A 24,064-nucleotide genomic window follows, 5' to 3' on the forward strand; every position below is an offset into this window, starting at 1 on the left:
ACCGCGGGCGGCCGTACGGGGTCCGGGGGCACCGCGGCCGGGGGCGACGACCGGACCGCGGCGGCGGGGCGGTGACCGCGCCGGCGGCGGCCGCCGACGGCGAGCCGCTCATCCGCTGGGACTGGATCGGGCGCAACCTCGACGGCGTCATCGCCGAGGCGTTCCGCGAGCACCTGGTGCTGTCGTTCGCCCCGGTGCTGCTCGGCCTGCTGATCGCGCTGCCCCTCGGGCTGGCCTGCGCGCGCTGGCCGCGGATCTACCCGGCGGTGCTGGCCGCCACCAGCGTGCTGTACGCGGTGCCCGCCATCGGGCTGTTCGTGATCTTCGTGGCGTTCACCCGGCTCACCTACGCCACGGTGATCATGCCGCTGGCCCTGTACACCCTGTCGGTGCTGGTGCCGGCCGTGGTGGACGGGCTGCGGTCCGTCCCCGACCACGTCCGCCAGGCCGCCGAGGCCCTGGGCCACCGGCCGCTGCGGCGGCTGCTGCGGGTGGAGCTGCCCCTCGCGCTGCCGGTGGTGATGGCCGGGCTGCGGGTCGCCACCGTCGCCAACATCAGCCTGGTCAGCGTGGGCGCCCTCATCGGCATCGGCGGACTGGGCCAGCTCATGGTCACCGGGATGAAGTGGCCCGGCGGCGGGTTCGCCACCCCCGTCATCGCGGCCATCGTGCTGATCGTCCTGCTGGCGCTGGCGGCGGACCTGCTCCTGCTGCTCGCCCAGCGGCTGCTCACCCCCTGGGAGCGGGCCGGAGACGGCCGGCGGGGACGCGCGCCGGCCCGGGAGGCCGCCGCGCCGGAAGGAGCGGGCGCCGCCGGGGAAGGGGGCGCCGCGTGAACGCGATCTGGAACTCCCTGGGCTGGTTCGGCGAGCCCGGGCGCTGGTCCGGCCCCGACGGCATCCCGACCCGGCTCCTGGAGCACCTGTGGTACTCGCTGCTCGCGTTCGCGATCACGGCGGCGATCGCGCTGCCGCTCGGCCTGGTGCTCGGCCACCTGCGGCGCGGCCGGGTCGCCGCGGCCGCGGGATTCCTGGTGACGGCGTCGGCGAACGCGGCGCGCGCCCTGCCCACCCTGGGCCTGCTCATCCTCGCGGTGATCCTGACCTCGGCCGGCGACCTGGTGCCGATCCTGATCCCGTTGATCGCGCTGGCGATCCCGCCCGTGCTCGTCAACGCCCACGCCGGGGTCCGGCAGGTCGAGCCGGGGCTGCGGGACGCGGCCGAGGGCATGGGCATGACCGGGCGGCAGGTGCTGGTCCGGGTGGAGCTGCCGGTGGCGATGCCGCTGATCCTGCTCGGCCTGCGCACCGCGCTGATCCAGATCATCTCGACCGCCACCATCGCCGCCTATGTGGGACTCGGCGGGCTCGGACGCTACATCGTGGACGGCTACTCCCGGCAGGACTACGACAGCATGGCCGGCGGCGCGATCCTGGTGATCGTGCTGGCGCTCGCCGCCCAGCTGGCGTTCGCGGTCCTGGAGCGCCTCGTCGTCTCCCCGGGCGTCCGCCCCGCCGCCCGCGGCCGTGCACGGCCCGGAACGAAGCGGCGCGCCCGCGGCGCGCCCGACGCGATCCCCGCCGAGGGGCGGGGGGCCTTGGGAGGTTCTCGATGATCCGGATGATCCGCGGGGCGGCGCTGCTGGCCGCCGCCGTACTCGCCCTGTCGGCCTGCGGCGGAGGCGGCGACGACCCGCTGAGCGGCGGCGGAGGGGGCGGCGGCGCCGTCGTCGTCGGCGGCGCCGACTTCCCCGAGAGCGGCCTGATCGGCGAGATCTACGCGCAGGCGCTGGAGGCCAAGGGCGTCAAGGTCGAGCGCAAGTTCGGCATCGGCTCCCGCGAGGTCTACTTCGGCCAGGTCAAGAGCGGCGCCATCCAGGTGTTCCCCGAATACACCGGGGCGCTGCTGGCCTACCTCGACAAGGACGACCCGGCGAGCACCAGCGAGGAGGTGACCGCGGCGCTCAAGCGGAAGCTGCCGCCGGAGCTGGAGATCCTCACCCCCTCGCGGGCCGAGAACAAGGACACGCTGGTGGTCACCGCGCAGACGGCCGCCCGGCACGGCCTGACGACGATCGAGGACCTCAAGCCGGTCGCCCGGGACTTCGTCATCGGCGGCCCGCCGGAGTTCAAGACCCGCAAGCAGGGCATCGTCGGCCTCGAGCAGGTGTACGGGCTGACGTTCAAGGAGTTCAAGTCGCTGGACACCGCCGGCCCGATCACCGTCGCCAACCTGCGGAAGGGGCAGGTCCAGGTGGCCAACCTGTTCTCCACCGACGCGGCCATCAAGAAGAACGGCTTCGTCGCGCTGACCGACCCCAAGAACGTGTTCGGCGCGCAGAACGTCGTGCCGCTCGTCCACCGCTCCAAGGTGAACGACACCGTCCGCGACACGCTCAACGCCGTGTCGGCCAGGCTCACCACCGAAGGGCTGCTGGAGATGAACGCCGAGATGTCGGAGAACAAGACCGACCCGGCCGTCGTCGCCGAGAACTGGCTCACCGGAAACGGCCTGGCCTAGCGGCCGCACGGCGCCGCACGGCGCCGGATTGTGCGCTCCGGCCTCCACGGACCTCCCCGCGCGACCCCGCCGGGCCGGCGGGGAGGTCCCGCGCGCTCGGGAGGGCCGGAGCCGGGGCGCGTCGGGCGGCCCCCGGCGCATCCGCCCGCGAACCCCGCCTCCGGAGGCGGCATCGAAGCGGAAAGATGATCACTTGTGCCCGGGCGTCGCGCTGACGGGGCGCCGGGCCGGGTCGAGGAGGAACGATGCCGCAACCCCCCGGCGCCTATCCCGACGGGCGGGGCAACATCCGCTACTGGGACGGCCGGTCGTGGACGAGCAAGGTCTCCACCGGATCGGGGTGGAGGGACGACCACGACGTGCCCTCCGGCTCGCCGCCGGGGGAGTTCTGGCGGGACCACACCGTCTCGGCGCCCCCGCATCGGGCCGCGCACGACCCCGGCGACCCCGCCGTGAACCCGTTTCCGGCGGTGCCCGCCGGGGCGGGCGGCTGCCTCGTCGTCGGCTTCGCCCTCGTGCTGCTTCCCAGGCTGCTGTGGAAGGCCTACCTGGGGTTCATCCACGACCACAGGTGGGCGCTGCTGGCGGCCCTCGTCGTCGTGACCGCCGCCTGGGCCGTGCGGCGGATCGCCGGTCGGCCCAGGCTCCTGGGCCGGGTCGCGGGGGCGGCCGTCTGGGGCGCCCTGCTCATCTCCACCGTGGGCGGCTTCCGTCACGACGACGGTCCCCCTCCGCCGCCGACCCACGACCCGGTCGCCGAGGCGCGCAAGGTCCTGGTGGCCGCTGGGAAGGGCGACACCGGCCTGTGCGCGGGCATGCCGATCGAGTTGACGCTCAAGGTGCGCGACCACTACGGGTTCGTCGACTGCCACGGCGCCTTCGAGGAGATCGGCCGCCAGACCGACGAACGGGAGCTGGAAGAGCTCAAGAACGTGCAGGTCACCGTGGTGGGCGAACGGGACGTCACGCCGTGCTGCGGGCTGCTGGCGGAGGCGACCACCTACGTCACGGTGCGGCTGGGGCCCAATCCGCTGGGCTGGACGCAGATGGAGTTCGCGCCGGGGGCCGAAAGCGGGATTCTCCACGACATCGCCTGGTGAACCCCTCCGGTCTCACCCCCGTCCCCCCAGCCGGCGGGTCAGCTCGGCGGCGGTCGCCCGGACACGGGCGGCCAGGGCGGGCCAGGCGGGCTCGGGACGGGAGTCGCGGTGGAAGGTGACCGTGACGGCCGCGGTGGGGTGGCCGACATGGTCGAAGACGCAGGCGGAGATGCTGGCGAAGCCCTCGGTGACATGGCCGTCCTCGACCGACCAGCCGCGCTGGCGGTCCTCGGCGAGGGTCCGGCGCAGCTCGCCCAGGGAGGCGGGACCGCGGCCGGTGCGGGTCGGCAGGGGTCCGGGGAACAGGGCGCGGACCTGGGCCGCCGGCAGGTGGGCGAGGACGGCGCGGCCGCTGGCGGTCAGGTGCGCGGGCAGCCGCACGCCCACGTCGGTGACCAGGGTGTGGTGCCGGGCCGGCTGCTCCTTGAGCAGGTAGAGGGTCTCCGCGCCGTGCAGGACGCCGAGCTGGGCGATCTCGCCGGTGCGGTCCACCAGGCGGCGCAGCGGCAGGCGGGCCAGCCGTTCCAGCGGCCCCTGCCGCAGATAGGCCGAGCCGATCTCGAACGCCGCGACGCCCAGCCCCCACCGGCGTTCCTCCGGCAGATGGACCACGAAGTTCTCCTCGGCCATCTCCTTCAGCAGGTGGTAGGTCGACGAGCGCGGCAGCCCCAGGGCGCGGGCGATCGCCGAGGCGGGCAGCGGACCGGCCGAGGAGGCCAGCAGCCGCAGCACCGCCAGGGTCCGGCGGGCCGCGGGCACCTGGCTCATGACCCCCGATTGTCTCGTATTCCAGACATCGGCGGCCTCCGCCCCCTGTGACCGGGGAGTCCGCCGCGGGTCCAATGGGGGTATGAGCATCCGTGTGGGGGACAAGGGCGTCGAGGTCGGGCCGCAGCCGCTGACGTTCGACCAGGTCGTGGCGGTGGCGCGGGAGGACGCGCCGGTCGTGCTCACCGAGGAGGCGATCGACGCCATCGCGGCCGCCCGCGCCCATGTCGAGGAGCTGGCCGCCCGGTCCACCCCGGTGTACGGGGTGTCCACCGGGTTCGGGGCGCTGGCGACCCGGCACATCCCGCCGGAGCTGCGCGCCAGGCTGCAGGTCAACATCATCCGCTCGCACGCCGCCGGCTCGGGCCCGGAGGTCGAGCGCGAGGTCGTCCGGGCCATGATGCTGCTGCGGCTGCGCACCCTGGCCAGCGGGCGCACCGGCGTCAGGCCCGCCACCGCCCGGGCCCTGGCGGCCCTGCTCAACAGCGGCATCACCCCCGTGGTGCACGAGTACGGGAGCCTGGGCTGCTCCGGCGACCTGGCCCCGCTGTCGCACGTGGCGCTGGCGCTGATCGGCGAGGGCGTGGTCCGCGACGCCGCCGGCGAGCCGCGACCCGCCGCCGAGGCGCTCGCCGAGGCCGGGATCGAGCCCCTCACCCTCGGCGCCAAGGAAGGGCTGGCGCTGATCAACGGCACCGACGGGATGCTCGGCATGCTGGTGCTGGCCCTGCACGACCTGCGGCGGCTGCTCCAGCACGCCGATCTCGCCGCCGCGATGAGCGTGGAGGCGCTGCTGGGCACCGACCGGGTGTTCGCCGCCGACCTGCAGGCGCTGCGCCCGCACCCCGGGCAGGGGGCGTCGGCCGCCAACCTGCGCGCCCTGCTGGCCGACTCGGAGATCATGGAGTCGCACCGCGGCCCCGACTGCACCCGCGTCCAGGACGCCTACTCGCTGCGCTGCTCCCCGCAGGTGAACGGCGCCGCCCGGGACACCCTCGCGCACGCCGAGCTGGTCGCCTCCCGGGAGCTGGCCTCGGCGGTGGACAACCCCGTGGTGCTGCCGGACGGGCGGGTGGAGTCCAACGGCAACTTCCACGGCGCGCCGCTCGCCTACGTGCTGGACTTCCTCGCCATCCCCGTCGCCGACGTGGCCTCCATGTCCGAACGCCGCACCGACCGGATGCTGGACGTGGCCCGCTCCCACGGCCTGCCGGCGTTCCTGGCCGACGACCCGGGCGTGGACTCCGGCCACATGATCGCCCAGTACACCCAGGCGGCGATCGTCTCCGAGCTCAAGCGCCTGGCCGTCCCCGCCTCCGTGGACTCCCTGCCCAGCTCCGCCATGCAGGAGGACCACGTCTCGATGGGCTGGAGCGCCGCCCGCAAGCTGCGCCGCTCCCTCGACGGGCTGACCCGGGTGCTGGCGATCGAGATCCTCACCGCCGCCCGCGCCCTCCAGCTGCGCTCCCCGCTGCGCCCCGGACCCGCCACCGGCGCCGTGGTCGCCGCCCTCCGCGAGCACGTCCCCGGCCCCGGACCGGACCGCCACCTGGCCCCCGAGATCGACGCCGCCGTCCGCCTGGTGCGGGACGGCGCCCTGCTCACCGCCGCGGAGACCGTCACCGGCCCGCTCGCCTGACCTCGACCTTCCAAGGAGGAGCAGATGTCTGGACCGCGCCCCGTGCGGGCACCGCGCGGCACGACGCCGAGCGCCAAGGGCTGGCCGCAGGAGGCCGCGCTGCGGATGCTCATGAACAACCTGGACCCCGAGGTCGCCGAGCACCCCGACGACCTGGTGGTGTACGGCGGCACCGGGCGGGCCGCCCGCGACTGGGCCTCGTTCGACGCGATCGTCCGCTCGCTCACCGAGCTGGAGGGCGATGAGACGCTGCTGGTGCAGTCCGGCAAGCCGGTCGGGATCTTCCGCACCCACGAGTGGGCGCCGCGGGTCCTGATCGCCAACTCCAACCTGGTGCCGCAGTGGGCGACCTGGGAGGAGTTCCGCCGGCTGGAGGCCGCCGGGCTCACCATGTACGGGCAGATGACCGCCGGGTCGTGGATCTACATCGGCACCCAGGGCATTCTGCAGGGCACCTACGAGACGTTCGCCGCCGTCGCCGCCAAGCGGTTCGGCGGGTCGCTGGCCGGGACGATCACGCTGACCGCCGGGCTCGGCGGGATGGGCGGCGCGCAGCCGCTGGCCGTCACCATGAACGGCGGAGTGGCGATCTGCGTCGAATGCGACCCCTCCCGCATCGAGCGCCGCGTCGCCCACGGCTACTGCGACCTGCGGGCCGCCGACCTGGAGGAGGCGTTGCGCCTGGCCGAGCGGGCCAAGGCCGAACGCCGCCCGCTGTCGATCGCGGTGCTCGGCAACGCCGCCGACGTCGTGCCCGAACTGCTGCGCCGGGGCGCCCCGATCGACGTGGTCACCGACCAGACCTCCGCCCACGACCCGCTGGCCTACCTGCCGCGCGGCGTGGCGTTCGAGGACATGGCCGCCGAGCGCGACAAGGACCGCGACGGCTTCATCCGCCGCGCCCGCGAGTCGATGGCCGCGCACGTCGAGGCGATGGTCGGCTTCCAGGACGCCGGGGCCGAGGTCTTCGACTACGGCAACTCCATCCGGCGGGAGGCGCAGCTCGGCGGATACGAGCGGGCCTTCGACTTCCCCGGGTTCGTGCCCGCCTACATCCGGCCGCTGTTCTGCGAGGGCAAGGGCCCGTTCCGGTGGGCGGCCCTGTCGGGCGACCCCAAGGACATCGCCCGCACCGACCAGGCGATCTGCGAGCTGTTCCCCGACAACGAGCCGCTGGTCCGCTGGATCACCATGGCCCGCCGGAAGGTCCGCTTCCAGGGCCTGCCCGCCCGGATCTGCTGGCTGGGGTACGGCGAGCGCGACAAGGCCGGCGCGGTGTTCAACGACCTGGTGGCGCGCGGCGAGATCAGCGCCCCGATCGTGCTGGGCCGCGACCACCTGGACGCGGGCAGCGTCGCCAGCCCCTACCGGGAGACCGAGGGCATGGCCGACGGGTCCGACGCCGTCGCCGACTGGCCGCTGCTGAACGCCCTGCTCAACACCGCCTCCGGGGCCTCGTGGGTGTCGATCCACCACGGCGGCGGCGTGGGCATCGGCCGGTCCCTGCACGCCGGGCAGGTCTGCGTGGCCGACGGCACCCCGCTGGCGGCCGAGAAGCTGGCCAGGGTGCTGACCAACGACCCCGGCACCGGCGTGATGCGGCACGTGGACGCCGGATACCCCCGGGCCGCCGAGGTCGCCGCGCAGCGCGGCGTGCGCGTCCCGATGGCGGACCGGTGAGCTTCCAGCGGATGTGGGCGGAGCTGCTGCCCATCGGCCGGGACGCGGCGATCGGCGGCTACCGCCGGTTCTCCTGGACGCCGCCGGAGCTGGAGTGCCGGGCGTGGTTCCGCGACCAGGCCCGGCGGCGTGGCCTGCGGCTGGAGGCCGACCGCAACGGCAACCTGTTCGCCTGGTGGGACGCCGGCTCCGGCCCCGCCGTGCTCACCGGCTCGCACCTGGACTCGGTGCCCGGCGGCGGCGCGTTCGACGGGCCGCTGGGAGTGGTCTCCGCGCTGGCCGCGATCGACCGGCTGCGCGCCGAGGGCTGGACGCCGCGCCGCCCGATCGGGGTGGCGGTCTTCGCCGAGGAGGAGGGCGCCCGGTTCGGCGTCGCCTGCCTGGGCTCGCGGCTGCTGACCGGCGCCATCGACCCGGCGCGGGCGCGCTCGCTGCGCGACGGCGACGGCCGGACGTTCGGCGAGGTCATCGCCGAGCACGGACTGGACCCCGAGGCGATCGGCCCCGAGGAGGACCTGCTCGGCCGGATCGGCTGCTTCGTCGAGCTGCACATCGAGCAGGGCCGCGCCCTGCACGCCCCGGTCGGCGTGGCGAGCGCGATCATCCCGCACGGCCGCTGGCGGCTGGACTTCACCGGACGGGGCGACCACGCCGGGACGACCCGCCTGGCCGACCGGCGCGACCCGATGCTGCCGTTCGCCCGCGCCGTCCTGGCGGCCCGGGACGGCGCCGCCGCCCACGGCGGAGTCGCCACGGTCGGCAAGACCGCCGTCGTCCCCGGCGGCGTCAACGCCATCCCCTCCCGCGTCACCGCCTGGCTGGACGCCCGCGGCCCCGACGAGGAGGCCGTGCGGCGGATCGTCGCCGACACCCTCCAGGCGGCCCGCCGCGCCGGGGCCGACCACGGCGTGTCCGTCGAGCTGACCGAGGAGTCCTTCACCGCCGTCGTCGACTTCGACCGCGCGCTGCGCGACCGCCTCGCCCGCATCGTCGGCGGCCCGCCGGCCGCCGACGCCGGAACGCCCGCGCCCCGCGGCGCGGCCGGGGGAGGCGCCGGCGACCGGCCCGGCCCGCACGCCCCCGACGCGGGGACGGCGCCGATCCTGCCCACCGGCGCCGGGCACGACGCGGGGGTGCTGGCGGCCCGCGTCCCGTCCGCGATGCTGTTCGTCCGCAACCCGACCGGGGTGTCGCACGCCCCCGCCGAGCACGCCGAGCCCGACGACTGTCTGGCGGGCGTGGCGGCCCTGACCGCGGTGCTCAAGGACCTGGCCGGGGAGGAGTGACATGCGCTGGCACGCCGAGCTCGCCTGGCTCGGAGACGAAGTGGCCGCCGACGTCCTCATCGAGGCCGAAGGGGAGCGCTTCACCGCCGTCGAGCCCGGTGTCCCCGCCCCGCCGGACGCCGAACGCCTGCCCGGCCTCACCCTCCCCGGGCTGGCCAACGCCCACTCGCACGCCTTCCACCGGGCCCTGCGCGGCCGCTCCCACGCCGGACGCGGCGACTTCTGGACCTGGCGCGACCGGATGTACGCGCTCGCCGAGCGTCTCGACCCCGACGCCTACCGCGCCCTGGCCCGCGCCGTGTACGCGGAGATGGCGCTGGCGGGGATCAGCGTCGTCGGCGAGTTCCACTACCTGCACCACCGGCCCGACGGCTCCCCCTACGACGACCCCAACGCCATGGGGGAGGCGCTGATCGCCGCGGCCGCCGACGCCGGCATCCGCATCACCCTGCTGGACGCCTGCTACCTCACCGGCGGCGTTCACCGCCCGCTGCAGGGGGCGCAGCTGCGGTTCGGCGACGGCGACGCCGACGGCTGGCGGCGCCGGGTGGAGGCCCTGCACGGCGTGGTCGGCGAGGGGGACCGGGCGCACGCCCGGCTCGGCGCCGCCGTCCATTCGGTGCGCGCCGTCCCGCCCGACCAGATCCGCCGGGTCGCCGCCTGGGCCGCCCGCCACCGGCTCCCGCTGCACGTCCACCTGTCCGAGCAGCCCGCCGAGAACGAGGCGTGCCGCCGGGCGTACGGCCTGAGCCCCGCCCGGCTGCTGGCCGAGTGCGGCGCGCTGGGCCCGCTGACCGTCGCCGTCCACGCCACCCACCTGGACGCCGAGGACATCGCCCTGCTCGGCGCCGCCATGAGCGGGGTGTGCCTGTGCCCGACCACCGAACGCGACCTGGCCGACGGGATCGGCCCCGCCCGCGACCTGGCCGACGCCGGGGTCGAGCTGAGCCTGGGCTCCGACCAGCACGCCGTCATCGACATGTTCGAAGAGGCCCGCGCGGTCGAGCTGAACGAGCGGCTGCGCACCCTGCGGCGCGGCCACTGGTCGGCGGGGGAGCTGCTGGCCGCGGCCACCTGGCGCGGCCACCGCGCCCTGGGCTGGCCCGAGGCCGGCCGGCTGGAGCCCGGCGCCTACGCCGATCTGGTCACCGTCGCCCTCGACACGGTCCGCACCGCCGGGACGACCGCCGAGCACGCCGCCGAGACCGCCGTGTTCGCCGCCGCCGCGGCCGACGTCCGGCACGTCGTCGTCTCCGGCCGTCCCGTCGTCCGCGACGGCCGCCATCTGCTGATCCCCGACGTCCCCGCGGCCCTGCACGCCGCCGTCGCCGCGGTGACGGGGGAGCGATGAGAACGGCGCCGACGCGCCGGGGACTCGGCGGGCGCGGGCGGAGGGCCGCCCCGCCGGCGGGTGCGGCCGTGGGGACGGCGCCGCCGGAACGGGACCGGAAGGGACGACGGCGGCGGCGACCGCGTCCGCCGGGTTCGCCGTGCCCGCCGTGTCCGGAGGGCGCCGCCGGAGCGGGTCCGCTCCCGCGCGCCCGGGGCGGGGCGTCGGAGCGGGAGGAGGGACGAGGACGGGGATGAGCGTTCTGATCGATCGGATCGGGGAGCTGGTCACCAACGATCCGGAGCTGGGGGAGGGGCCGCTCGGCGTCGTCCGGGACGCCGCCCTCGTGCTGGACGGCGACCGGGTCGCCTGGGTCGGGCCCGCGGGCCGGGCCCCGGCGGCCGACGAACGCTGCGACGCCGCCGGACGGGCGGTGCTGCCGGGGTTCGTGGACTCCCATGCGCACCTGGTCTTCGCGGGCGACCGGGGCGAGGAGTTCGCCGCCCGGATGAGCGGGCGCCCGTACTCGGCGGGCGGCATCCGGACCACCGTGGCGGCCACCCGGGCGGCCGCCGACGAGGAGCTGCGCGCCGGGCTGCGGCGGCTGGTGGCGGAGATGGCCCGGCAGGGCACCACCACGGTCGAGTGCAAGTCCGGATACGGGCTGACCGTCGCCGACGAGGAGCGCGCGGTGCGGCTGGCCGCCGAGATCGCCGACGAGGTCACGTTCCTGGGCGCGCACGTGGTCCCGCCCGAGTACGTCGACGACCCCGACGGCTATGTGCGGCTGGTGACCGGGGAGATGCTGGCGGCCTGCGCCCCGCACGCCCGCTGGATCGACGTGTTCTGCGAGCGGGGCGCGTTCGACGCCGACCAGACCCGCGCCGTCCTGGAGGCCGGGGTGCGGGCCGGGCTCGTCCCCCGGGTGCACGCGGGTCAGCTCGGACCGGGGCCGGGCGTGGCGCTGGCGGTGGAGTTCGGGGCGGCCTCCGCCGATCACTGCACGTTCCTCACCGACGCCGACGTGGCGGCGCTGGCCGGCTCGGAGACGGTGGCGACGCTGCTGCCCGGCGTGGAGTTCTCCACCCGGCAGCCCTATCCGGACGCCCGGCGGCTGCTGGACGCGGGCGTCGTCGTCGCGCTGGCCACCGACTGCAACCCCGGCTCCTGCTACACCTCCAGCATGCCGCTGTGCATCGCGCTGGCGGTCCGCGAGATGGGGATGACGCCGGCGGAGGCGGTCTGGGCGGCGACCGCGGGCGGGGCCCGTGCGCTGCGCCGCACCGACGTGGGCCGGCTCGCGGTGGGGGCGCGCGCCGACGTGCAGGTGCTGGAGGCGCCCTCGCACCTGCATCTGGCGTACCGGCCGGGAGTCCCGCTGACGCGGGCCGTGTGGAAGGCCGGCCGGCGCGTCGCAGGCGACCTTGCTCCCGCCGGGTGACGACCGCGCGCTCACAGCGGCGGGCACAGGCGGCGTTCACAGGCCGGCCGCCCGCGGGCGGCCGGTCACAGATAGCGGCGGCCGACGCGGACCAGGGGGGCGCGACGCGGGTCGGCGTGGTCGATCGCCAGCACGTCGGCCAGCAGCAGGAGGTGATCGCCGGCGGTCAGCCGCCGCCGGGTCCGGCACTCCAGCGCGGCCGGGGCGTCGGCGACGATCAGGGCCTCCGACCGCGGGCCCCGATGGTGCGGGTGCCCCGCCAGCAGCAGCCGCGCCCCCGGACGCCCCGCCGCCGCGAACCGTCCGGCCAGGGCGCGCTGGTCGGCGCCGAGCACGTTGACGGCCCACGTCTCCCGGCGGCCCAGCACCTCCGCCAGATACGACGACGCGGTCACCGCCACCGCCACCATCGGCGGCTCCAGCGACACCGACATGAACGAGCTGATCGTCGTGCCCAGGTCGTCCCGGCCGTCGCGGACGGTCAGCACCGCCACCCCCGTGGCCAGCGCCGACATCGCGTCGGTGAACTCCCCGGGCGACGGGACGCTCAGCGGATCTCCCATGCGCCCGGGAGGGTCAGCGGCCCGTCGGCGGGCAGCCCCAGCCGCGCCGCCAGCGCGCTCAACGACCCCCAGCCGTCGAACCGTGCGCTCGCCGCCGCGCGGTCCTCGCTGGACTCGGCCGGACGCAGCCGCTCCAGCGGGCTGATGTGCGGATAGGTGCGGACCGGGGCGTCGGCGGGCAACCCGGCCTTCTTGCGGGCCAGGTCCAGCGCCAGCTCCAGCCCGCCCAGCTCGTCGACCAGCCCGTGCTCCTTGGCGTCGGAGCCGATCCACACCCGGCCCCGGGCCAGCCGCTCCACCTGTTCGCGGCTCATGCCGCGGCTCTCGGCGACCTTGGCGGTGAAGTTCTCATAGATGCGGTCCAGGGAGGCGTTGATCCGCTCCCACTCCGAGGGGCTGAAGTCCTTGGCGGCGCTGAACATCCGGGCGTGCTCCCCGCTGGTCACGCCCCCCATCTCGATGCCGATCCGCTCCAGCAGCCCGCTGACGACCGCCTTGCCGGTCACCACGCCGATCGAGCCGGTGATGGTGCCGGGCTGGGCCACGATCGCGTCGGCCGCCATCGCCACGTAGTAGCCGCCGGAGGCCGCCACGTTGCCCATCGACACGATCACCGGCTTGCCCGCCCGCCGGGCCAGCACGACCTCCCGCCAGATGGCGTCGGAGGCGACCGCCGAGCCGCCGGGGCTGTTGACCCGGAACACGATGGCCTTGACGCGCTCGTCGTTCACCGCGGCGCGGAAGGCCGCCCCGATGGTGTCCGACCCCATCGACGGGGTCTGCGACGGCAGCGGCCCGCCCCGTCCGCTGCGGCCCAGCCGGATCGGCCCCTGCCCGTTGATCAGCGCGACCACGTCCCGGTGGCCCGGCTGGGGCAGCCGCTCGGTGAGCCCGTGGGCGCGGTTGTAGCGGGAGACGTAGCGCAGCTGCACCCGGCCGTCCGGGCCGCCGACCCGGCGGCGCACCTCGGCGTACACCTCGTCGCGGTAGGCCAGCCGGTCCACCAGCCCGGCCTCCAGGGCCTCGGCGGCCAGCAGCGGACCCCGGTCGATCAGCTCCCGGACCCGTTCCACGGTCAGGCCGCGCGCCTGCGCGATGCCCTCGGCCAGCTGCCGGCCCGCCGCGTCCACCAGGCGCTGGGAGGACTCCCGGTGCTCGGGGGTGTAGGTCCGCTCCATGAACATGTTGGCCATGGTCTTGTACTCGTGGCGGGCGGCGAAGCGCGGCTGGATGCCCAGCTTCTCCAGGGCCTCCCGCAGGAACGGCTCCTCCATCGCCACCCCGGTCAGCCCGACCTCGCCGCTCGGCTGCAGGCAGACCCGGTCGAAGGCGGACGCCAGATAGTAGGGGACGTTGCCGTTCCCGCTCTCGCCGAAGGTCTCGCTCCAGGCCACGGTGAACTTGCCGGCCTCGCGCAGCGCGGTCACCGCGTCGCGCAGCTCCTGGGCCATGGCCAGCCCGATCGCCCCGCCGACCTTGACGATCAGCGCGCGGACCCGGGCGTCGCCGCGGGCCCGGCGCAGTCCCTCCAGCACGTCCCGCAGGTGAGGGCGGCGCATCGACAGCAACGCCGACAGCGGATCCGCCGGGGCGGCCTCCACGATCCCGTCGGTCAGATCGAGTTCGAGCACCAGCGGGGCCGTCCGCCGGTCGCGCGCTTGCCGGATGATGCTGACGACAGTGCCGGAATTCACCATGCGGCAAGCCTATGCGCTCGCCGGGAGGCTCCCGGAGGGCCGAGCGGACGCGTCCGGCGGGCCGCCGGCGACCTTTGCGCCCTCCTCGGCGGCATCCCGTCGGCCGTCGGCGGGCGTCCGCCGACCCTCGGCGGGCTTGTCGACGAAGCCCGTCAGCGGGCGAACGCCTGGTTGGGGACGACGCTGGCGGTCGCCTGCGCCAGCAGCCGCCCGTCGGCGTCGGTGATCGTCGCGTTGGACAGCATCCGGGTCTTGCCCGGGTGCACGCACACGCCCTCCACCCGGTGGGTCCGCCCGGCCGGCACCGGCCGCACGTACTCCACGCTGAGGCTGAGCGTCAGCATGGGGATGAAGCGCTCGAGCGTGCTGGACGCGGCCAGGCACACGGCGTTGTCGAGGATCATCGCGATGTACCCGCCGTGCACCGTTCCACCGGGGTTGCACAGCTTCTCCTCGGGCGTCCAGTCGATCGTCACCCGACCGGACTCGGCGTCCACCACCGACTGCCCGATGTAGTCGTTGATCTCGGAGAGCTGGGGGAACCTGCCCTCGCCCATCGCCTTGATCAGCTCGGCCCCGGACAGGGTGTTCCACAGGTCCAGCTCGGACTCGACGCTCACGCGCACTCCCGGTCGATGCATCGTGGGGGCGCGCTCGGCGTCCCCCCGTCGTACGAGATTCTCGTACGGCAGGGTAAACGCCCGTTTCCCCGGGGGCACTGTGCCGTTCGTCACGGCCGCCCGCGGAGTCAGCCCCTGGTCAGGCCGCCGGTGGTGGCGCCGGCCCCCAGGGGGGAGGGCGACTCGTAGCTCATCCGGTCCCCGTTCAGGGTGAGGCGCACGGTGCCCCCGATGCAGAACCCCTCGCGCCCGTAGGCGCTGGTGGGCACCTCCCGGAACGTCACCGTGGAGCCCGCGACCTCGGTGACGGTGAGCTCGTTGTCGCATCCCCAGTCGGAGTACACGGCCTTGCCCGTGGTCTCGCCCGCCGTGAGGGTGATCGTCACCGTGGAGACGTTCTCGCCGCCGAGCAGCGACGGCGAGGAGACCCGGCCCTTCCAGACGCCGCCGAACGCCGCCGGGACGCCCGGGCCGCCGCCGTCGGCGTCAGGGGAAGGGGGCGCGTCGTCGCCGCTCCGTCCGGCCGGCTGCTCGGGCGACCGCTCGGGCGCCCGGGCGTTCTGCGCGGGGGAGGCCGTGCGGGCGCTCTGCCCGCCCTCATCGTCCCCGTCCCCGCGGCTGAGCGTCAGCACCGCGCTGGCGAAGATGCTCATGGTCGCCATGAGGATCGCGGCCACCACCGCCCTCGTGCGGATCCGCTCCTGCCCGGCCGGGGCGGGCGAGGTCGGCTGAACGGTCGGCTGGGCGGCCGGCCGCGGGACCTCGTGCACCGAGGGGGCCGAGGGGTCGGGCGCGGGCCGCGCCGGGGGAGCCTGCTCGGCCGCGGAGGGCTCCTGCGGGCCCGCCGAGGGGTCGGCCAGCCGTATCAGCAGGGACCGCGCGGTGGGGCGCCGCGCAGGATCCTTCTCCAGGCACTCGGCCAGCAGCCCCCGCACCCGTTCCGGGACCCCCGACAGGTCCGGCGGTTCGTCGGCGATCCGGTGCAGCAGCGCGGGGATGTCGCCGCCCCCGCCGAACGGCGGACGTCCGGTCGCCGCGTACACCATCGTCCCGGCCCAGGCGAACACGTCCGACGCCGGCGTCGGCGGCTCGCCCCGCAGCCACTCGGGCGCGAAGTAGGCGGGCGTGCCCACCATCTGCGTGGCCGTCTCGGCGTCCACCGCCCGCGCGATCCCGAAGTCCACCACGCGCGGCCCGTCCGGCCCCAGCAGCACGTTGGCGGGCTTGAGATCGCGGTGCACGATGCCGGCGCCGTGGATGGCGGTCAGGGCGCTGGCGGTGTTGACCATCAGCCGGTCCAGGTCCCCGCCGGTCAGCGGGCCCTGCTCCTGCACCCGCCGCTGCAGCGACGGCCCTTCCACGTACTCGCTCACCACGTACGGGTACCGGCCCGTGGTGGAGGACTCCAGCACCGCCGCCGTGCAGAACGGGGCGACCCGCTTGGCCGCCTCCATCTCCCGCGCGAACCGGGCGAGCGCGCTCGGAGAGGTCGTCTTGAGCACCTTGATCGCGACCCGCCGCCCGTCCGGCGCCTCCCCGAGGTAGACGACCCCCTGGCCGCCCTCGCCGAGCCGTCCGATCAGCCGATACGCGCCGATGCGCTCCGGGTCGTCCGCCTCCAGGGGAAGGCTCGGCATGTCGGTTCTCCTTCAAGGAACGGTGAAATCCGCATATAGGACGGCTCCACGTGCCGATCGGTTTCGCGCGCGTATGGTCTGCGCCATGGGAGTCGTCGAAGGGTGGACGCGCTGCGCCCGGGGGCATCAGCACTGGGGCAGGCACGGCGCGGCCGGGATGCTGATCTTCCATCGGGACGCCGAGCTCGGCCCGTGCGTGCTGCTGCAGCAGCGGGCCTGGTGGTGCAGCGGCGCGCTGACCTGGTGCCTGTTCGGCGGCGGCCGGCTCGGCGGGGAGGACCCGGTCGCCGCCGCGCTGCGGGAGACCGCCGAGGAGTGCACGCTCGATGTCGGCGCGCTGCGGCTGCACGGGATGGTCCACGACGACCACGGCGGCTGGAGCTACACCACCGTGATCGCCTCCGCCGACCGGATGCACCCGGTCCGGCCCGCCTCGGCCGAGACCCGTCGGGCCCGCTGGTTCCCGCTCGAGAAGGTCGCCCGTCTGCGATTGTTCGAGCCGTTCGCGGCCAGCTGGCCTAGGCTCGCCACCATGATGTCCCGGCTGGTCCTGGTGGTGGACGCCGCCAACGTGGTGGGCTCGCGCGCCGACGGATGGTGGCGCGACCGGGCCGCCGCGACCGCCCGGCTGCGCGACGAGCTCGCCGGCCTCGCCGAACGGGGGGTCACCGGCCTGCCCGAGGACGTCATCGGGCACGACGCCTCGTTCCCCGAGATCGTCCTGGTGGTGGAGGGCGCGGCGCGGTCCGTGGCCGGCTCCGGGGCGGATCCCGCGCCCGAGGGGCCGGCGGGGGGCGTACGGGTGGTCGCCGCCTCCGGCAGCGGCGACGACGCCATCGTGGAGCTGGTGCGCACCGCCGAACCGGATGCGATCTGCCTGGTGGTGACCGCCGACCGCGATCTGCGCGCCCGCGTCGCCGCCGCGGGCGGCCGCTGCATCGGCCCGAGCTGGCTGCTGTCCCAACTGTGACCGGCCGCGCGGCCGCCGCACGGCCGGGGAGGGGTCAGGCGCCCGGCCCGCCGGTCCGCTCCTCCTCCGGCACCAGCCACACCGCCCCCAGCGGAGGCACCCGCAGCACGGCGGAGGCCGGCTGGGCGTGGTGCGCCTCCTCGACGGCCTCGATGCGGCCCAGGTTGCCCACGCCGCTGCCGCCGTACTCGTAGGCGTCGGTGTTGAGGATCTCCCGCCAGCCGCCCGGGCGGGGCAGGCCGATGCGGTGGTCCTCGTGCGGTTCCCCGGAGAAGTTGACCACGCAGGCCAGCACCGAGCCGTCCGAGCCGTAGCGCAGGAACGACAAGGTGTTCCCGTCGGCGTCGCCGGCGTCGATCCAGTGGAACCCGCCGGGCTCGTCGTCGATCGTGTAGAGCGCGGGCGTGCCGCGGTAGATCCGGTTGAGGTCGCGGACGAGCCTCTGCACGCCGAGATGGTTGGCGCCCTCCACGGCGTCCTCCAGCAGCCACCAGTCCAGGGAGCGCTCCTCGGCCCATTCGCCGCCCTGGGCGAACTCCCCGCCCATGAACAGCAGCTGCTTGCCCGGATGCGCCCACATGTAGGCCAGCAGCGCGCGCAGCCCGGCGAACTTCTTCCAGGCGTCGCCGGGCATCTTGCCCAGCAGCGACCCCTTCAGGTGCACCACCTCGTCGTGCGACAGCGGCAGCACGTAGTTCTCCGAGAACGCGTACACCAGCGAGAAGGTGATCTCGTTGTGGTGGTGGCGCCGGAAGATCGGGTCGCGCTGCAGGTACGCGAGGGTGTCGTGCATCCACCCCATGTTCCACTTGAAGCCGAAGCCCAGGCCTCCCAGATGGGTGGGCCGGGAGACCCCGGGCCAGGCCGTGGACTCCTCGGCGATCATGACGATGCCCGGGTACCGCCGGTAGACGGTGGCGTTGGTCTCCTGGAGGAACGAGATGGCCTCCAGGTTCTCCCGCCCCCCGTACACGTTGGGCGTCCACTCGCCGTCCCTGCGCGAGTAGTCCAGGTAGAGCATCGAGGCCACGGCGTCCACCCGCAGCCCGTCGATGTGGAACTCCTCCATCCAGTAGCAGGCGTTGGCCACCAGGAAGTTGCGCACCTCGGCCCGGCCGTGGTTGAACACGTAGGTGCCCCAGTCGGGGTGTTCGCCCTTGCGCGGGTCGGCGTGCTCGTACAGGGCGGTGCCGTCGAACCGGGCCAGCGCCCAGTCGTCCTTGGGGAAGTGCGCCGGCACCCAGTCCATCAGCACCCCGATGCCCGCCCGGTGCAGCGAGTCCACCAGGTGGCGGAAGTCGTCGGGGGTGCCGAACCGCGAGGTCGGCGCGTAGTAGGAGGTCACCTGGTAGCCCCATGACGGCCCGTAGGGGTGCTCGGCCACCGGCAGGAACTCCACATGGGTGAACCCCATGTCCGTCACGTACGCCGTCAGCTCCTCGGCCAGCTCCCGGTAGTCCAGGCCCTTGCGCCACGACCCCAGGTGCACCTCGTAGATGCTCATCGGCTCGTGCAGCCAGTCGCGCTCCGCGCGCCGCTCCATCCACTCGGCGTCGCCCCACTCGTAGGAGGAGGCGAACACCCGGGACGCGGTCGCCGGCGGCCGCTCGGCCCACTGCGCCATCGGGTCGGCCTTGGCCCGCCAGTGCCCGTCCGCGCCGAGGATCTCGTACTTGTAGGTCGCGCCGGTGCCGACGCCGGGGACGAACAGCTCCCAGACCCCGCTGGAGCCCAGCGACCGCATCGGGTGCGCCCGCCCGTCCCAGTGGTTGAAGTCGCCGATCACCCGCACCCCGCGCGCGTTCGGCGCCCACACCGCGAACGAGGTGCCGCTGACCGGGCCGAACGCCGACGGGTAGGTGCGCACCCGCGCGCCCAGCGCTCTCCACAGCTCCTCATGCCGTCCCTCGGAGATCAGGTGCAGGTCCAGCTCGCCCAGCGTCGGCAGATGCCGGTAGGGGTCGTCCTGGATCAGCTCGGGTCCGCCCGGATAGCGCACCGCCAGCCGGTAGTCCGGCACGGCCGGGCGGTCCCGGTCGCCGTCGCCGTACCGGAGCCGCTCGTGGGGGACGGTGCCGGCGAACACCCCCTGGTGCACATGGTGCAGCGCATGCCGGTCCCCGTCGGGCAGCACCACCTCGACCCGTTCGGCCAGCGGCCGCAGCGCGCGGATGGTGACCCCGTCCCGGTCGGGATGCGCGCCGAGAACGGCATGCGGATCGTGGTGGCGGCCGTCGACCAGCCGGTCGATCTCCTCGCGCATCACCCGAGCCATGGCGATCTGGGCCTTTCTGTCGTCCGCACGGGCTCCTCCAGAGCTCTTCCAGAACCTATGCCTGCCCCTTGACGAGGGAGTTCCACCTGCCGGCGACGATCGGGGAAACGATCGGGAGGGGCCGGTCCACGGTCAGCGCCGCCGGGTGCGCAGGGCGCCGTAGCGGCGCAGGGCGCGGTCGGCCATCGCGTACAGCCGATCGTTCTCCAGGATGAGCCGGCGGGCCCGGGCGGCCGGGGCGTGCCGCACCCAGTGGACCGCGGCGCCGGGGCGGCGGCGGCGCACCACGCCCTCCCCGACCGGGACCTCGTGGCTGCGCAGCTCCTCCTTGTAGCGCCAGCCCACGCCCGGACCCAGGTCCATCTCCTGGATGCCGCGCTCGGCCGCCGCCTCCGCCATCCGCAGGTGCAGCATCATGCCGGGGGAGAAGCGGGAGTAGGCCGGGTCGTACACCGGGAACCAGGTGATCAGCGTGCGGTCGCTGCGCAGCCCGAAGTGCCCGGCCACCGGCCTGCCGTCCGCGTACAGCATGGACAGGCATCCGGCGAACCCCGGCTCACGGGTGTCGTGCAGCAGCTCCACCAGGTCCACCACCCAGCGCCGGGAGAACCGGTCGACGCGGCCCATCGCCCGGTACTGCGCGGACTTCCAGCGCCGCACCAGCGCCAGCGCCGCGGCGTCGCGCACGTCGAAGTCGAACGTCACCTCGCCGACCTGGCGGGCGAGCTTGCGCTCCTTGTAGCGGGTCTGCTTGACCAGTTTCGAGCCCCTGGCCCGCAGCCGGTCGACATAGCCGCCGAACCCGTCGCTCAGGTCCATGATCACCGACCCGAGGGTCTTGCGGGTGTAGGGCTCGAACCACGGCTGCCCGGCCACCAGCGTGCCGTACTCCCACACCGTCAGCCCGCAGCCGCGCAGCAGCTCCCGCGCGTCCAGCCGTTCCAGTCCCGGCGCGTGCACCAGCCCCTGGCACAGCGACAGCCAGCCGCCGATCGCTGCGCCCACGCCCCGCCCGGTGAGCTCGAACGGGAAGAAGCCCACCAGATCCGGCCCCTCCTCCAGCACCGCGACCCGGGCCCCCTCCCGGACCAGGTCCACGGCGCGGGCGTACCCGGCCGACATGAACGGGTTGGCCAGCCGGGGGGTGGCCGCCTGCATCGCGCGCCAGGCGGCCAGCTCGGCGTCCCCCAGCTCACGGGGGCGGATGACGGTGATGCGCATGCGGATTCCGCCTTCAGTAGGCGAGGTCCAGCCAACGGACCTCATACGGGGCGAGGGTGATCCGGGCGTCGCCGACCCGGGTCCGCACCGTCAGGTCGGAGACGTTGACCGCCACCGCCTTGCGGGGCTGGGCCAGCACGCGCACGTCGGGTGAGGAGGCGCGCACGTCGATGATCGGGGTGCCGGCCGGGAACCAGCGGGCGAACGACTGCAGCACCTGCAGCATCCGGCCGGGGGTGCCGCCGTCGGGGACCGAGGTGGTCACCCACAGGCAGCCCGCGCAGGTGCGGTCGCCGTCCTTGGGGATGCGGTTCCAGTACAGCACCGTGGCGGCCCCGCTCTTGGCCTGGTCGATCAGCGACGCCGCGTGCATGGCGGCGCGCTTGTTCTCGTCCCAGGGGTCGTCGCGGGGCTCGATGTAGTACTCGTTCCACCAGATCGGCAGGTCGGTCTTGGACCGCAGCCACGTGTTGATGGCCGTGAACTTGTCCAGCGCGGTGATCTCGTCGGGGTAGACGTCGCGGTCGTCGCTGGCGGTGGGGCCGTCGATGGTGATGAAGTCCGCGCCGCGCTTGTGGGTCAGCCAGTACTCCACGGCGTCGAGGGCGATCTGGTCCACGCTGCCCCATTCGCCCCGCAGTGACGACCCGGGGCCGCCGACATGGCTGTACATGGGGACGTAGGGTCCGCCGACCTTGTTCTCGGGGTTGACCGCCTTGACGGCGTCGTAGACCAGGTTGTACAGGCGGGTGTAGCCCTCGTGGTTCCACCGGCGGAGCCGCGGGTCGAAGAACCCCTTCATCTCGTTCCAGACGGCGAAGTACCGCACGTCCGGGTAGCGGCGCGCGACGGCGGCGGCCAGCCGGGCGAAGTCGTCGTAGTGCTCGGGCAGCGGGGCGACCTCCAGCCTGCTCCAGTCGGTGTCGCCCGGTCGGCCGCCCTTCATCCAGTCGGGGGCGCAGCACAGGGTGATGACGGGGATGCCGCCGGTGCGGCGGATGTAGTCGATCCGCCGGTCCAGCGAGGAGAAGTCGTAGCGGCCGGGCTCCGGCTCGGGGTTGTCGGCGCCCCAGCCCATGATGTGCTGGTTCTGGATCAGCGGCTGGCGGGAGAGCGCCCGGGCGGCCACGTCGCTGGCCGGACCCACGTCGGCGCTGCGATCGGTGTGCGTGAACCCCCACACCGTCCAGGGGGCCCGGTAGGGGGCGCCGACGACGCCGATCTGCCCGGGCCGGCCCCCGCCGGGTCCGGCGGCGCCGTCGTCGTGCAGGATCCAGGAGGTCACGGCGGCGATGACCGCGATCGCGGTGACGAACGCGAAGGCGAGCAGGCCCCGGCGGCCCCGGCGCCGATGCGGCGGCGCCGCGGCGGGGGAGGTGTGCGGATGGTGTCCGGTGCGGCTCATGGACGCACCTCGACTCGGCTGCGGGCCGGCCGCGAGAACGTGAAGGGCTGGCTCTTCACACCGTTGTCGAAGCTCGACAGCAGCGGGACGGGCTCGCCGGTGGTGCGCAGGTCGGGCAGCCGGTCGAACAGCTCCCGGAACATGATCCGCAGCTCCATCCGGGCCAGGTTGGCGCCCAGGCACAGGTGGGGGCCCGGTCCGCCGAACCCCACGTGCGGGTTGGGGCTGCGGGTGATGTCGAAGACGTCGGGGTCGGGGAACGCCTCGGGATCGCGGTTGGCGGCCGGGTAGAACAGCACCACCGTGTCGCCGGCCTTGAGCGGATGGCCGTTGAGCACGTGGTCCCGGGTGACGGTGCGCCGGAACTGGATGATCGGGGAGGAGTAGCGGACGATCTCCTCGATCGCCCCGCCGATGCGCCCGTCGAAGTCCTCCAGCAGCAGGTCGCGCTGGTCGGGGTGCTCGGTGAACAGGCGCAGCCCGTGGGAGAGGGCGTTGCGGGTGGTCTCGTTCCCGGCCACCAGCAGCAGGTCGAAGAACGACCCCAGCTCGCGCAGCGACAGTCGCTCGCCGCCCTCGTCCACCTCCGCGTTCACCAGCGCGGACACCAGGTCGTCGGTGGGGTTCTCGCGCCTGGCCCGGCCCAGCCGGGCCACCAGGCGGTGCAGGTCGACGATGGCCTTGAGGTTGCCGCCCAGCAGCCGCAGCGCGCGAGGGCTGGTCAGCGCGCCGCGCACCCCCGAGTACTCGGTCATGACGTCGATCCGCCGAAGCACATAGGGACGCAGGCGCTCGGGGATGCCCATCATCGCGCAGATCACGTTGATGGGCAGCCGGGCGGCCACCTGGGAGACGAAGTCGCGCGGCCCCTCGGCGATCAGGTCGTCGACGATGCGGGCGGCGGTGGCCTGGATGTCGGTCTCGAGCCGGGCCAGCATCTTCGGGGTGAACGCCCGGGAGACGATCCGGCGCAGCCGGGAGTGCCGGGGGTCGTCCATGTTGACCATGGGGGTGCCCAGCAGCGCCGACAGCCATGACGGCGGTGCGGGGGAGGTGGCCGCGGGCTCGCTGCTGAACGTCCGGGCGTCCCGGCTGGCGGCCACCACGTCGGCGTGCCGGACCAGCGCGTAAAATCCCCGCCCGGATCGCACGAAGGGGATCCTGGGCTCGGGGAAGAACACCGGTGCTCCGTGCTCCCGAAGCCGGGCGAAAGCAGCCAATCGCTCTTTTTCTGGGCGTGCCCAGAATTCCATGCTCAGCAGATCTATATCGGCGATTTCAGAGTTCAGGGACACGCTGTCTCCCCTGGTCACGGAGGTTTCGATAGCGGAAGCCGAGCCTGTGTCAACGTTAACTCGGACACCGTTCGCCGGGGGAATCGATTCGTCCTGCCATGACCGTTGGAACGCCCGTCATGGAGCGGCGGACCGAATTTTTTCAGTTGCCCTGGAAAACCTGATGGAAGGGTCTTGCCGAAACAGGGGGGCGCAATGGGCGGACGGGCGTCCTCCGGAGGCGGGGCGTGCGGCGCGGGGCGGCGGCGCGTTCACGTTCCCATGGCCGTGCCGGGCGTCCCTTCGATGTCCGCCCCCGGACCTCCGCGATCCGCGGCGAGGGCCGGGGCCCGCGTCGCGGATCGCGGGGGTCGGGGCCGCATCGCCCCGCCCGTCTCCGCCGGCCGGCTCAGTCCCGCTCGGAGGGGCGGTCGGACCGGCGGGCGAGCCGTTCCCGCAGCCCGGCCGCGTCGTCGGCCGCCAGCGTCATCGCGTGACCGGCCTGGAGCTGGGCGTCGGTGAGGTCTCGGGTGCGGGTCGCGTACCAGCGTCCGGTGTCGCTGCGCCACACGGTCCAACCGGGGAACTCGGCCTCAATTGCGGCTTTGAGGTCGGCAAAGTCCCCCATCCAGGGCATC

At 74.4% G+C, this 24,064-nt stretch carries 20 protein-coding genes; 10 read left to right on the forward strand and 10 right to left on the reverse strand.

Annotation, left to right across the window (positions count from 1 at the left end):
• Nucleotides 1-71: 71 nt before the first annotated feature.
• The 4 genes from EIO00_RS02880 to EIO00_RS02895 all read left to right on the forward strand — a co-directional run bounded on the left by EIO00_RS02880 (nucleotide 72) and on the right by EIO00_RS02895 (nucleotide 3,620).
• Nucleotides 72-836 (forward strand): ABC transporter permease, encoded by a 765-nt coding sequence (locus EIO00_RS02880; protein ID WP_140175312.1) that lies wholly within the window; start codon nucleotides 72-74, stop codon nucleotides 834-836.
• A complete protein-coding gene (locus EIO00_RS02885) occupies nucleotides 833-1,615 on the forward strand; it encodes an ABC transporter permease (protein ID WP_140175313.1) in 783 nt (260 codons plus the stop codon). The genes EIO00_RS02880 and EIO00_RS02885 overlap by 4 nt, the downstream gene beginning before the upstream one ends.
• Nucleotides 1,612-2,520 carry an ABC transporter substrate-binding protein gene (locus EIO00_RS02890; RefSeq protein WP_140175314.1) on the forward strand — a complete coding sequence of 303 codons (909 nt, stop codon included), beginning with the start codon at nucleotides 1,612-1,614 and terminating at the stop codon, nucleotides 2,518-2,520. Before EIO00_RS02885 ends, EIO00_RS02890 begins: the two co-directional genes overlap by 4 nt.
• Before the next feature lie 245 nt (nucleotides 2,521-2,765).
• Nucleotides 2,766-3,620: a DUF2510 domain-containing protein gene (locus tag EIO00_RS02895; RefSeq protein ID WP_140175315.1), complete on the forward strand. Its 855-nt coding sequence runs from the start codon at nucleotides 2,766-2,768 to the stop codon at nucleotides 3,618-3,620.
• A gap of 12 nt (nucleotides 3,621-3,632) precedes the next feature.
• On the opposite strand, the gene EIO00_RS02900 is transcribed toward EIO00_RS02895, so the two are convergent.
• Nucleotides 3,633-4,388, reverse strand: a complete 756-nt coding sequence (locus tag EIO00_RS02900) for an IclR family transcriptional regulator (RefSeq protein ID WP_140175316.1) — start codon at nucleotides 4,386-4,388, stop codon at nucleotides 3,633-3,635.
• Between the two features lie 82 nt (nucleotides 4,389-4,470).
• On the opposite strand from EIO00_RS02900, the gene hutH reads away from it, so the two are divergent.
• The 5 genes from hutH (at nucleotide 4,471) to hutI (ending at nucleotide 11,764) form a co-directional block, all read left to right on the forward strand.
• On the forward strand, nucleotides 4,471-6,027 hold the full coding sequence (gene hutH, locus EIO00_RS02905; protein WP_140175317.1) for a histidine ammonia-lyase: 1,557 nt from the start codon (nucleotides 4,471-4,473) through the stop codon (nucleotides 6,025-6,027).
• A gap of 24 nt (nucleotides 6,028-6,051) precedes the next feature.
• On the forward strand, nucleotides 6,052-7,707 hold the full coding sequence (hutU, locus tag EIO00_RS02910) for a urocanate hydratase (protein ID WP_140175318.1): 1,656 nt from the start codon (nucleotides 6,052-6,054) through the stop codon (nucleotides 7,705-7,707).
• Entirely contained in the window at nucleotides 7,704-8,993 is a 1,290-nt protein-coding gene (locus EIO00_RS02915; protein ID WP_241661073.1) for an allantoate amidohydrolase, read from the forward strand. The genes hutU and EIO00_RS02915 overlap by 4 nt, the downstream gene beginning before the upstream one ends.
• A gap of 1 nt (nucleotide 8,994) precedes the next feature.
• A complete protein-coding gene (locus EIO00_RS02920) occupies nucleotides 8,995-10,344 on the forward strand; it encodes a formimidoylglutamate deiminase (RefSeq protein ID WP_140175319.1) in 1,350 nt (449 codons plus the stop codon).
• 232 nt (nucleotides 10,345-10,576) lie between these two features.
• On the forward strand, nucleotides 10,577-11,764 hold the full coding sequence (gene hutI, locus EIO00_RS02925; RefSeq protein WP_140175320.1) for an imidazolonepropionase: 1,188 nt from the start codon (nucleotides 10,577-10,579) through the stop codon (nucleotides 11,762-11,764).
• Nucleotides 11,765-11,829: 65 nt separating this feature from the next.
• Here the strand turns inward: hutI and EIO00_RS02930 are convergent, their stop codons facing one another.
• The 4 genes from EIO00_RS02930 to EIO00_RS24440 all read right to left on the reverse strand — a co-directional run bounded on the left by EIO00_RS02930 (nucleotide 11,830) and on the right by EIO00_RS24440 (nucleotide 16,281).
• Nucleotides 11,830-12,327 (reverse strand): flavin reductase family protein, encoded by a 498-nt coding sequence (locus EIO00_RS02930; protein WP_140175321.1) that lies wholly within the window; start codon nucleotides 12,325-12,327, stop codon nucleotides 11,830-11,832.
• Entirely contained in the window at nucleotides 12,312-14,024 is a 1,713-nt protein-coding gene (sppA, locus tag EIO00_RS02935; RefSeq protein WP_140175322.1) for a signal peptide peptidase SppA, read from the reverse strand. The genes EIO00_RS02930 and sppA overlap by 16 nt, the downstream gene beginning before the upstream one ends.
• Nucleotides 14,025-14,176: 152 nt before the next feature.
• Nucleotides 14,177-14,644: a PaaI family thioesterase gene (locus EIO00_RS02940; RefSeq protein WP_140175323.1), complete on the reverse strand. Its 468-nt coding sequence runs from the start codon at nucleotides 14,642-14,644 to the stop codon at nucleotides 14,177-14,179.
• Nucleotides 14,645-14,772: 128 nt separating this feature from the next.
• Nucleotides 14,773-16,281: a serine/threonine-protein kinase gene (locus EIO00_RS24440; protein WP_175596105.1), complete on the reverse strand. Its 1,509-nt coding sequence runs from the start codon at nucleotides 16,279-16,281 to the stop codon at nucleotides 14,773-14,775.
• 85 nt (nucleotides 16,282-16,366) lie between these two features.
• Between EIO00_RS24440 and EIO00_RS02950 the strand changes: the two genes are divergently transcribed.
• Complete coding sequence (locus tag EIO00_RS02950) at nucleotides 16,367-17,251, forward strand: NUDIX hydrolase (protein ID WP_140175324.1); 885 nt, start codon at nucleotides 16,367-16,369, stop codon at nucleotides 17,249-17,251.
• A gap of 34 nt (nucleotides 17,252-17,285) precedes the next feature.
• On the opposite strand, the gene glgB is transcribed toward EIO00_RS02950, so the two are convergent.
• The 5 genes from glgB to EIO00_RS02975 form a co-directional block, all read right to left on the reverse strand.
• Nucleotides 17,286-19,526 (reverse strand): 1,4-alpha-glucan branching protein GlgB, encoded by a 2,241-nt coding sequence (glgB, locus tag EIO00_RS02955; RefSeq protein ID WP_241661074.1) that lies wholly within the window; start codon nucleotides 19,524-19,526, stop codon nucleotides 17,286-17,288.
• A 132-nt stretch (nucleotides 19,527-19,658) separates the two neighbouring features.
• Nucleotides 19,659-20,747, reverse strand: a complete 1,089-nt coding sequence (locus tag EIO00_RS02960; protein ID WP_140175325.1) for a GNAT family N-acetyltransferase — start codon at nucleotides 20,745-20,747, stop codon at nucleotides 19,659-19,661.
• A 13-nt stretch (nucleotides 20,748-20,760) separates the two neighbouring features.
• The gene (locus tag EIO00_RS02965) at nucleotides 20,761-22,152 is read right to left on the reverse strand and encodes a GH39 family glycosyl hydrolase (protein WP_140175326.1); all 1,392 of its coding nucleotides are present in this window, start codon (nucleotides 22,150-22,152) and stop codon (nucleotides 20,761-20,763) included.
• Entirely contained in the window at nucleotides 22,149-23,405 is a 1,257-nt protein-coding gene (locus EIO00_RS02970; RefSeq protein ID WP_140175327.1) for a cytochrome P450, read from the reverse strand. Before EIO00_RS02970 ends, EIO00_RS02965 begins: the two co-directional genes overlap by 4 nt.
• A 430-nt stretch (nucleotides 23,406-23,835) precedes the next feature.
• Nucleotides 23,836-24,054 (reverse strand): hypothetical protein, encoded by a 219-nt coding sequence (locus tag EIO00_RS02975; RefSeq protein ID WP_140175328.1) that lies wholly within the window; start codon nucleotides 24,052-24,054, stop codon nucleotides 23,836-23,838.
• Nucleotides 24,055-24,064: the final 10 nt, after the last annotated feature.

It is taken from the genome of Thermomonospora catenispora (assembly GCF_006363815.1).
GTDB classification, from domain to species: Bacteria; Actinomycetota; Actinomycetes; order Streptosporangiales; family Streptosporangiaceae; genus Thermomonospora; species Thermomonospora catenispora.

Bases quoted from the DNA above. Each gene is read 5' to 3' on its own strand.
- EIO00_RS02890 (WP_140175314.1), top strand. From the start codon at position 1,612: ATGATCCGGATGATCCGCGGGGCGGCGCTGCTGGCCGCCGCCGTACTC.
- EIO00_RS02895 (WP_140175315.1), top strand. From the start codon at position 2,766: ATGCCGCAACCCCCCGGCGCCTATCCCGACGGGCGGGGCAACATCCGC.
- EIO00_RS02900 (WP_140175316.1), bottom strand. From the start codon at position 4,388: ATGAGCCAGGTGCCCGCGGCCCGCCGGACCCTGGCGGTGCTGCGGCTG.
- hutH (WP_140175317.1), top strand. From the start codon at position 4,471: ATGAGCATCCGTGTGGGGGACAAGGGCGTCGAGGTCGGGCCGCAGCCG.
- hutU (WP_140175318.1), top strand. From the start codon at position 6,052: ATGTCTGGACCGCGCCCCGTGCGGGCACCGCGCGGCACGACGCCGAGC.
- EIO00_RS02920 (WP_140175319.1), top strand. From the start codon at position 8,995: ATGCGCTGGCACGCCGAGCTCGCCTGGCTCGGAGACGAAGTGGCCGCC.
- hutI (WP_140175320.1), top strand. From the start codon at position 10,577: ATGAGCGTTCTGATCGATCGGATCGGGGAGCTGGTCACCAACGATCCG.
- EIO00_RS02930 (WP_140175321.1), bottom strand. From the start codon at position 12,327: ATGGGAGATCCGCTGAGCGTCCCGTCGCCCGGGGAGTTCACCGACGCG.
- sppA (WP_140175322.1), bottom strand. From the start codon at position 14,024: ATGGTGAATTCCGGCACTGTCGTCAGCATCATCCGGCAAGCGCGCGAC.
- EIO00_RS24440 (WP_175596105.1), bottom strand. From the start codon at position 16,281: ATGCCGAGCCTTCCCCTGGAGGCGGACGACCCGGAGCGCATCGGCGCG.
- EIO00_RS02950 (WP_140175324.1), top strand. From the start codon at position 16,367: ATGGGAGTCGTCGAAGGGTGGACGCGCTGCGCCCGGGGGCATCAGCAC.
- glgB (WP_241661074.1), bottom strand. From the start codon at position 19,526: ATGGCTCGGGTGATGCGCGAGGAGATCGACCGGCTGGTCGACGGCCGC.
- EIO00_RS02960 (WP_140175325.1), bottom strand. From the start codon at position 20,747: ATGCGCATCACCGTCATCCGCCCCCGTGAGCTGGGGGACGCCGAGCTG.
- EIO00_RS02965 (WP_140175326.1), bottom strand. From the start codon at position 22,152: ATGAGCCGCACCGGACACCATCCGCACACCTCCCCCGCCGCGGCGCCG.
- EIO00_RS02970 (WP_140175327.1), bottom strand. From the start codon at position 23,405: ATGGAATTCTGGGCACGCCCAGAAAAAGAGCGATTGGCTGCTTTCGCC.
- EIO00_RS02975 (WP_140175328.1), bottom strand. From the start codon at position 24,054: ATGGGGGACTTTGCCGACCTCAAAGCCGCAATTGAGGCCGAGTTCCCC.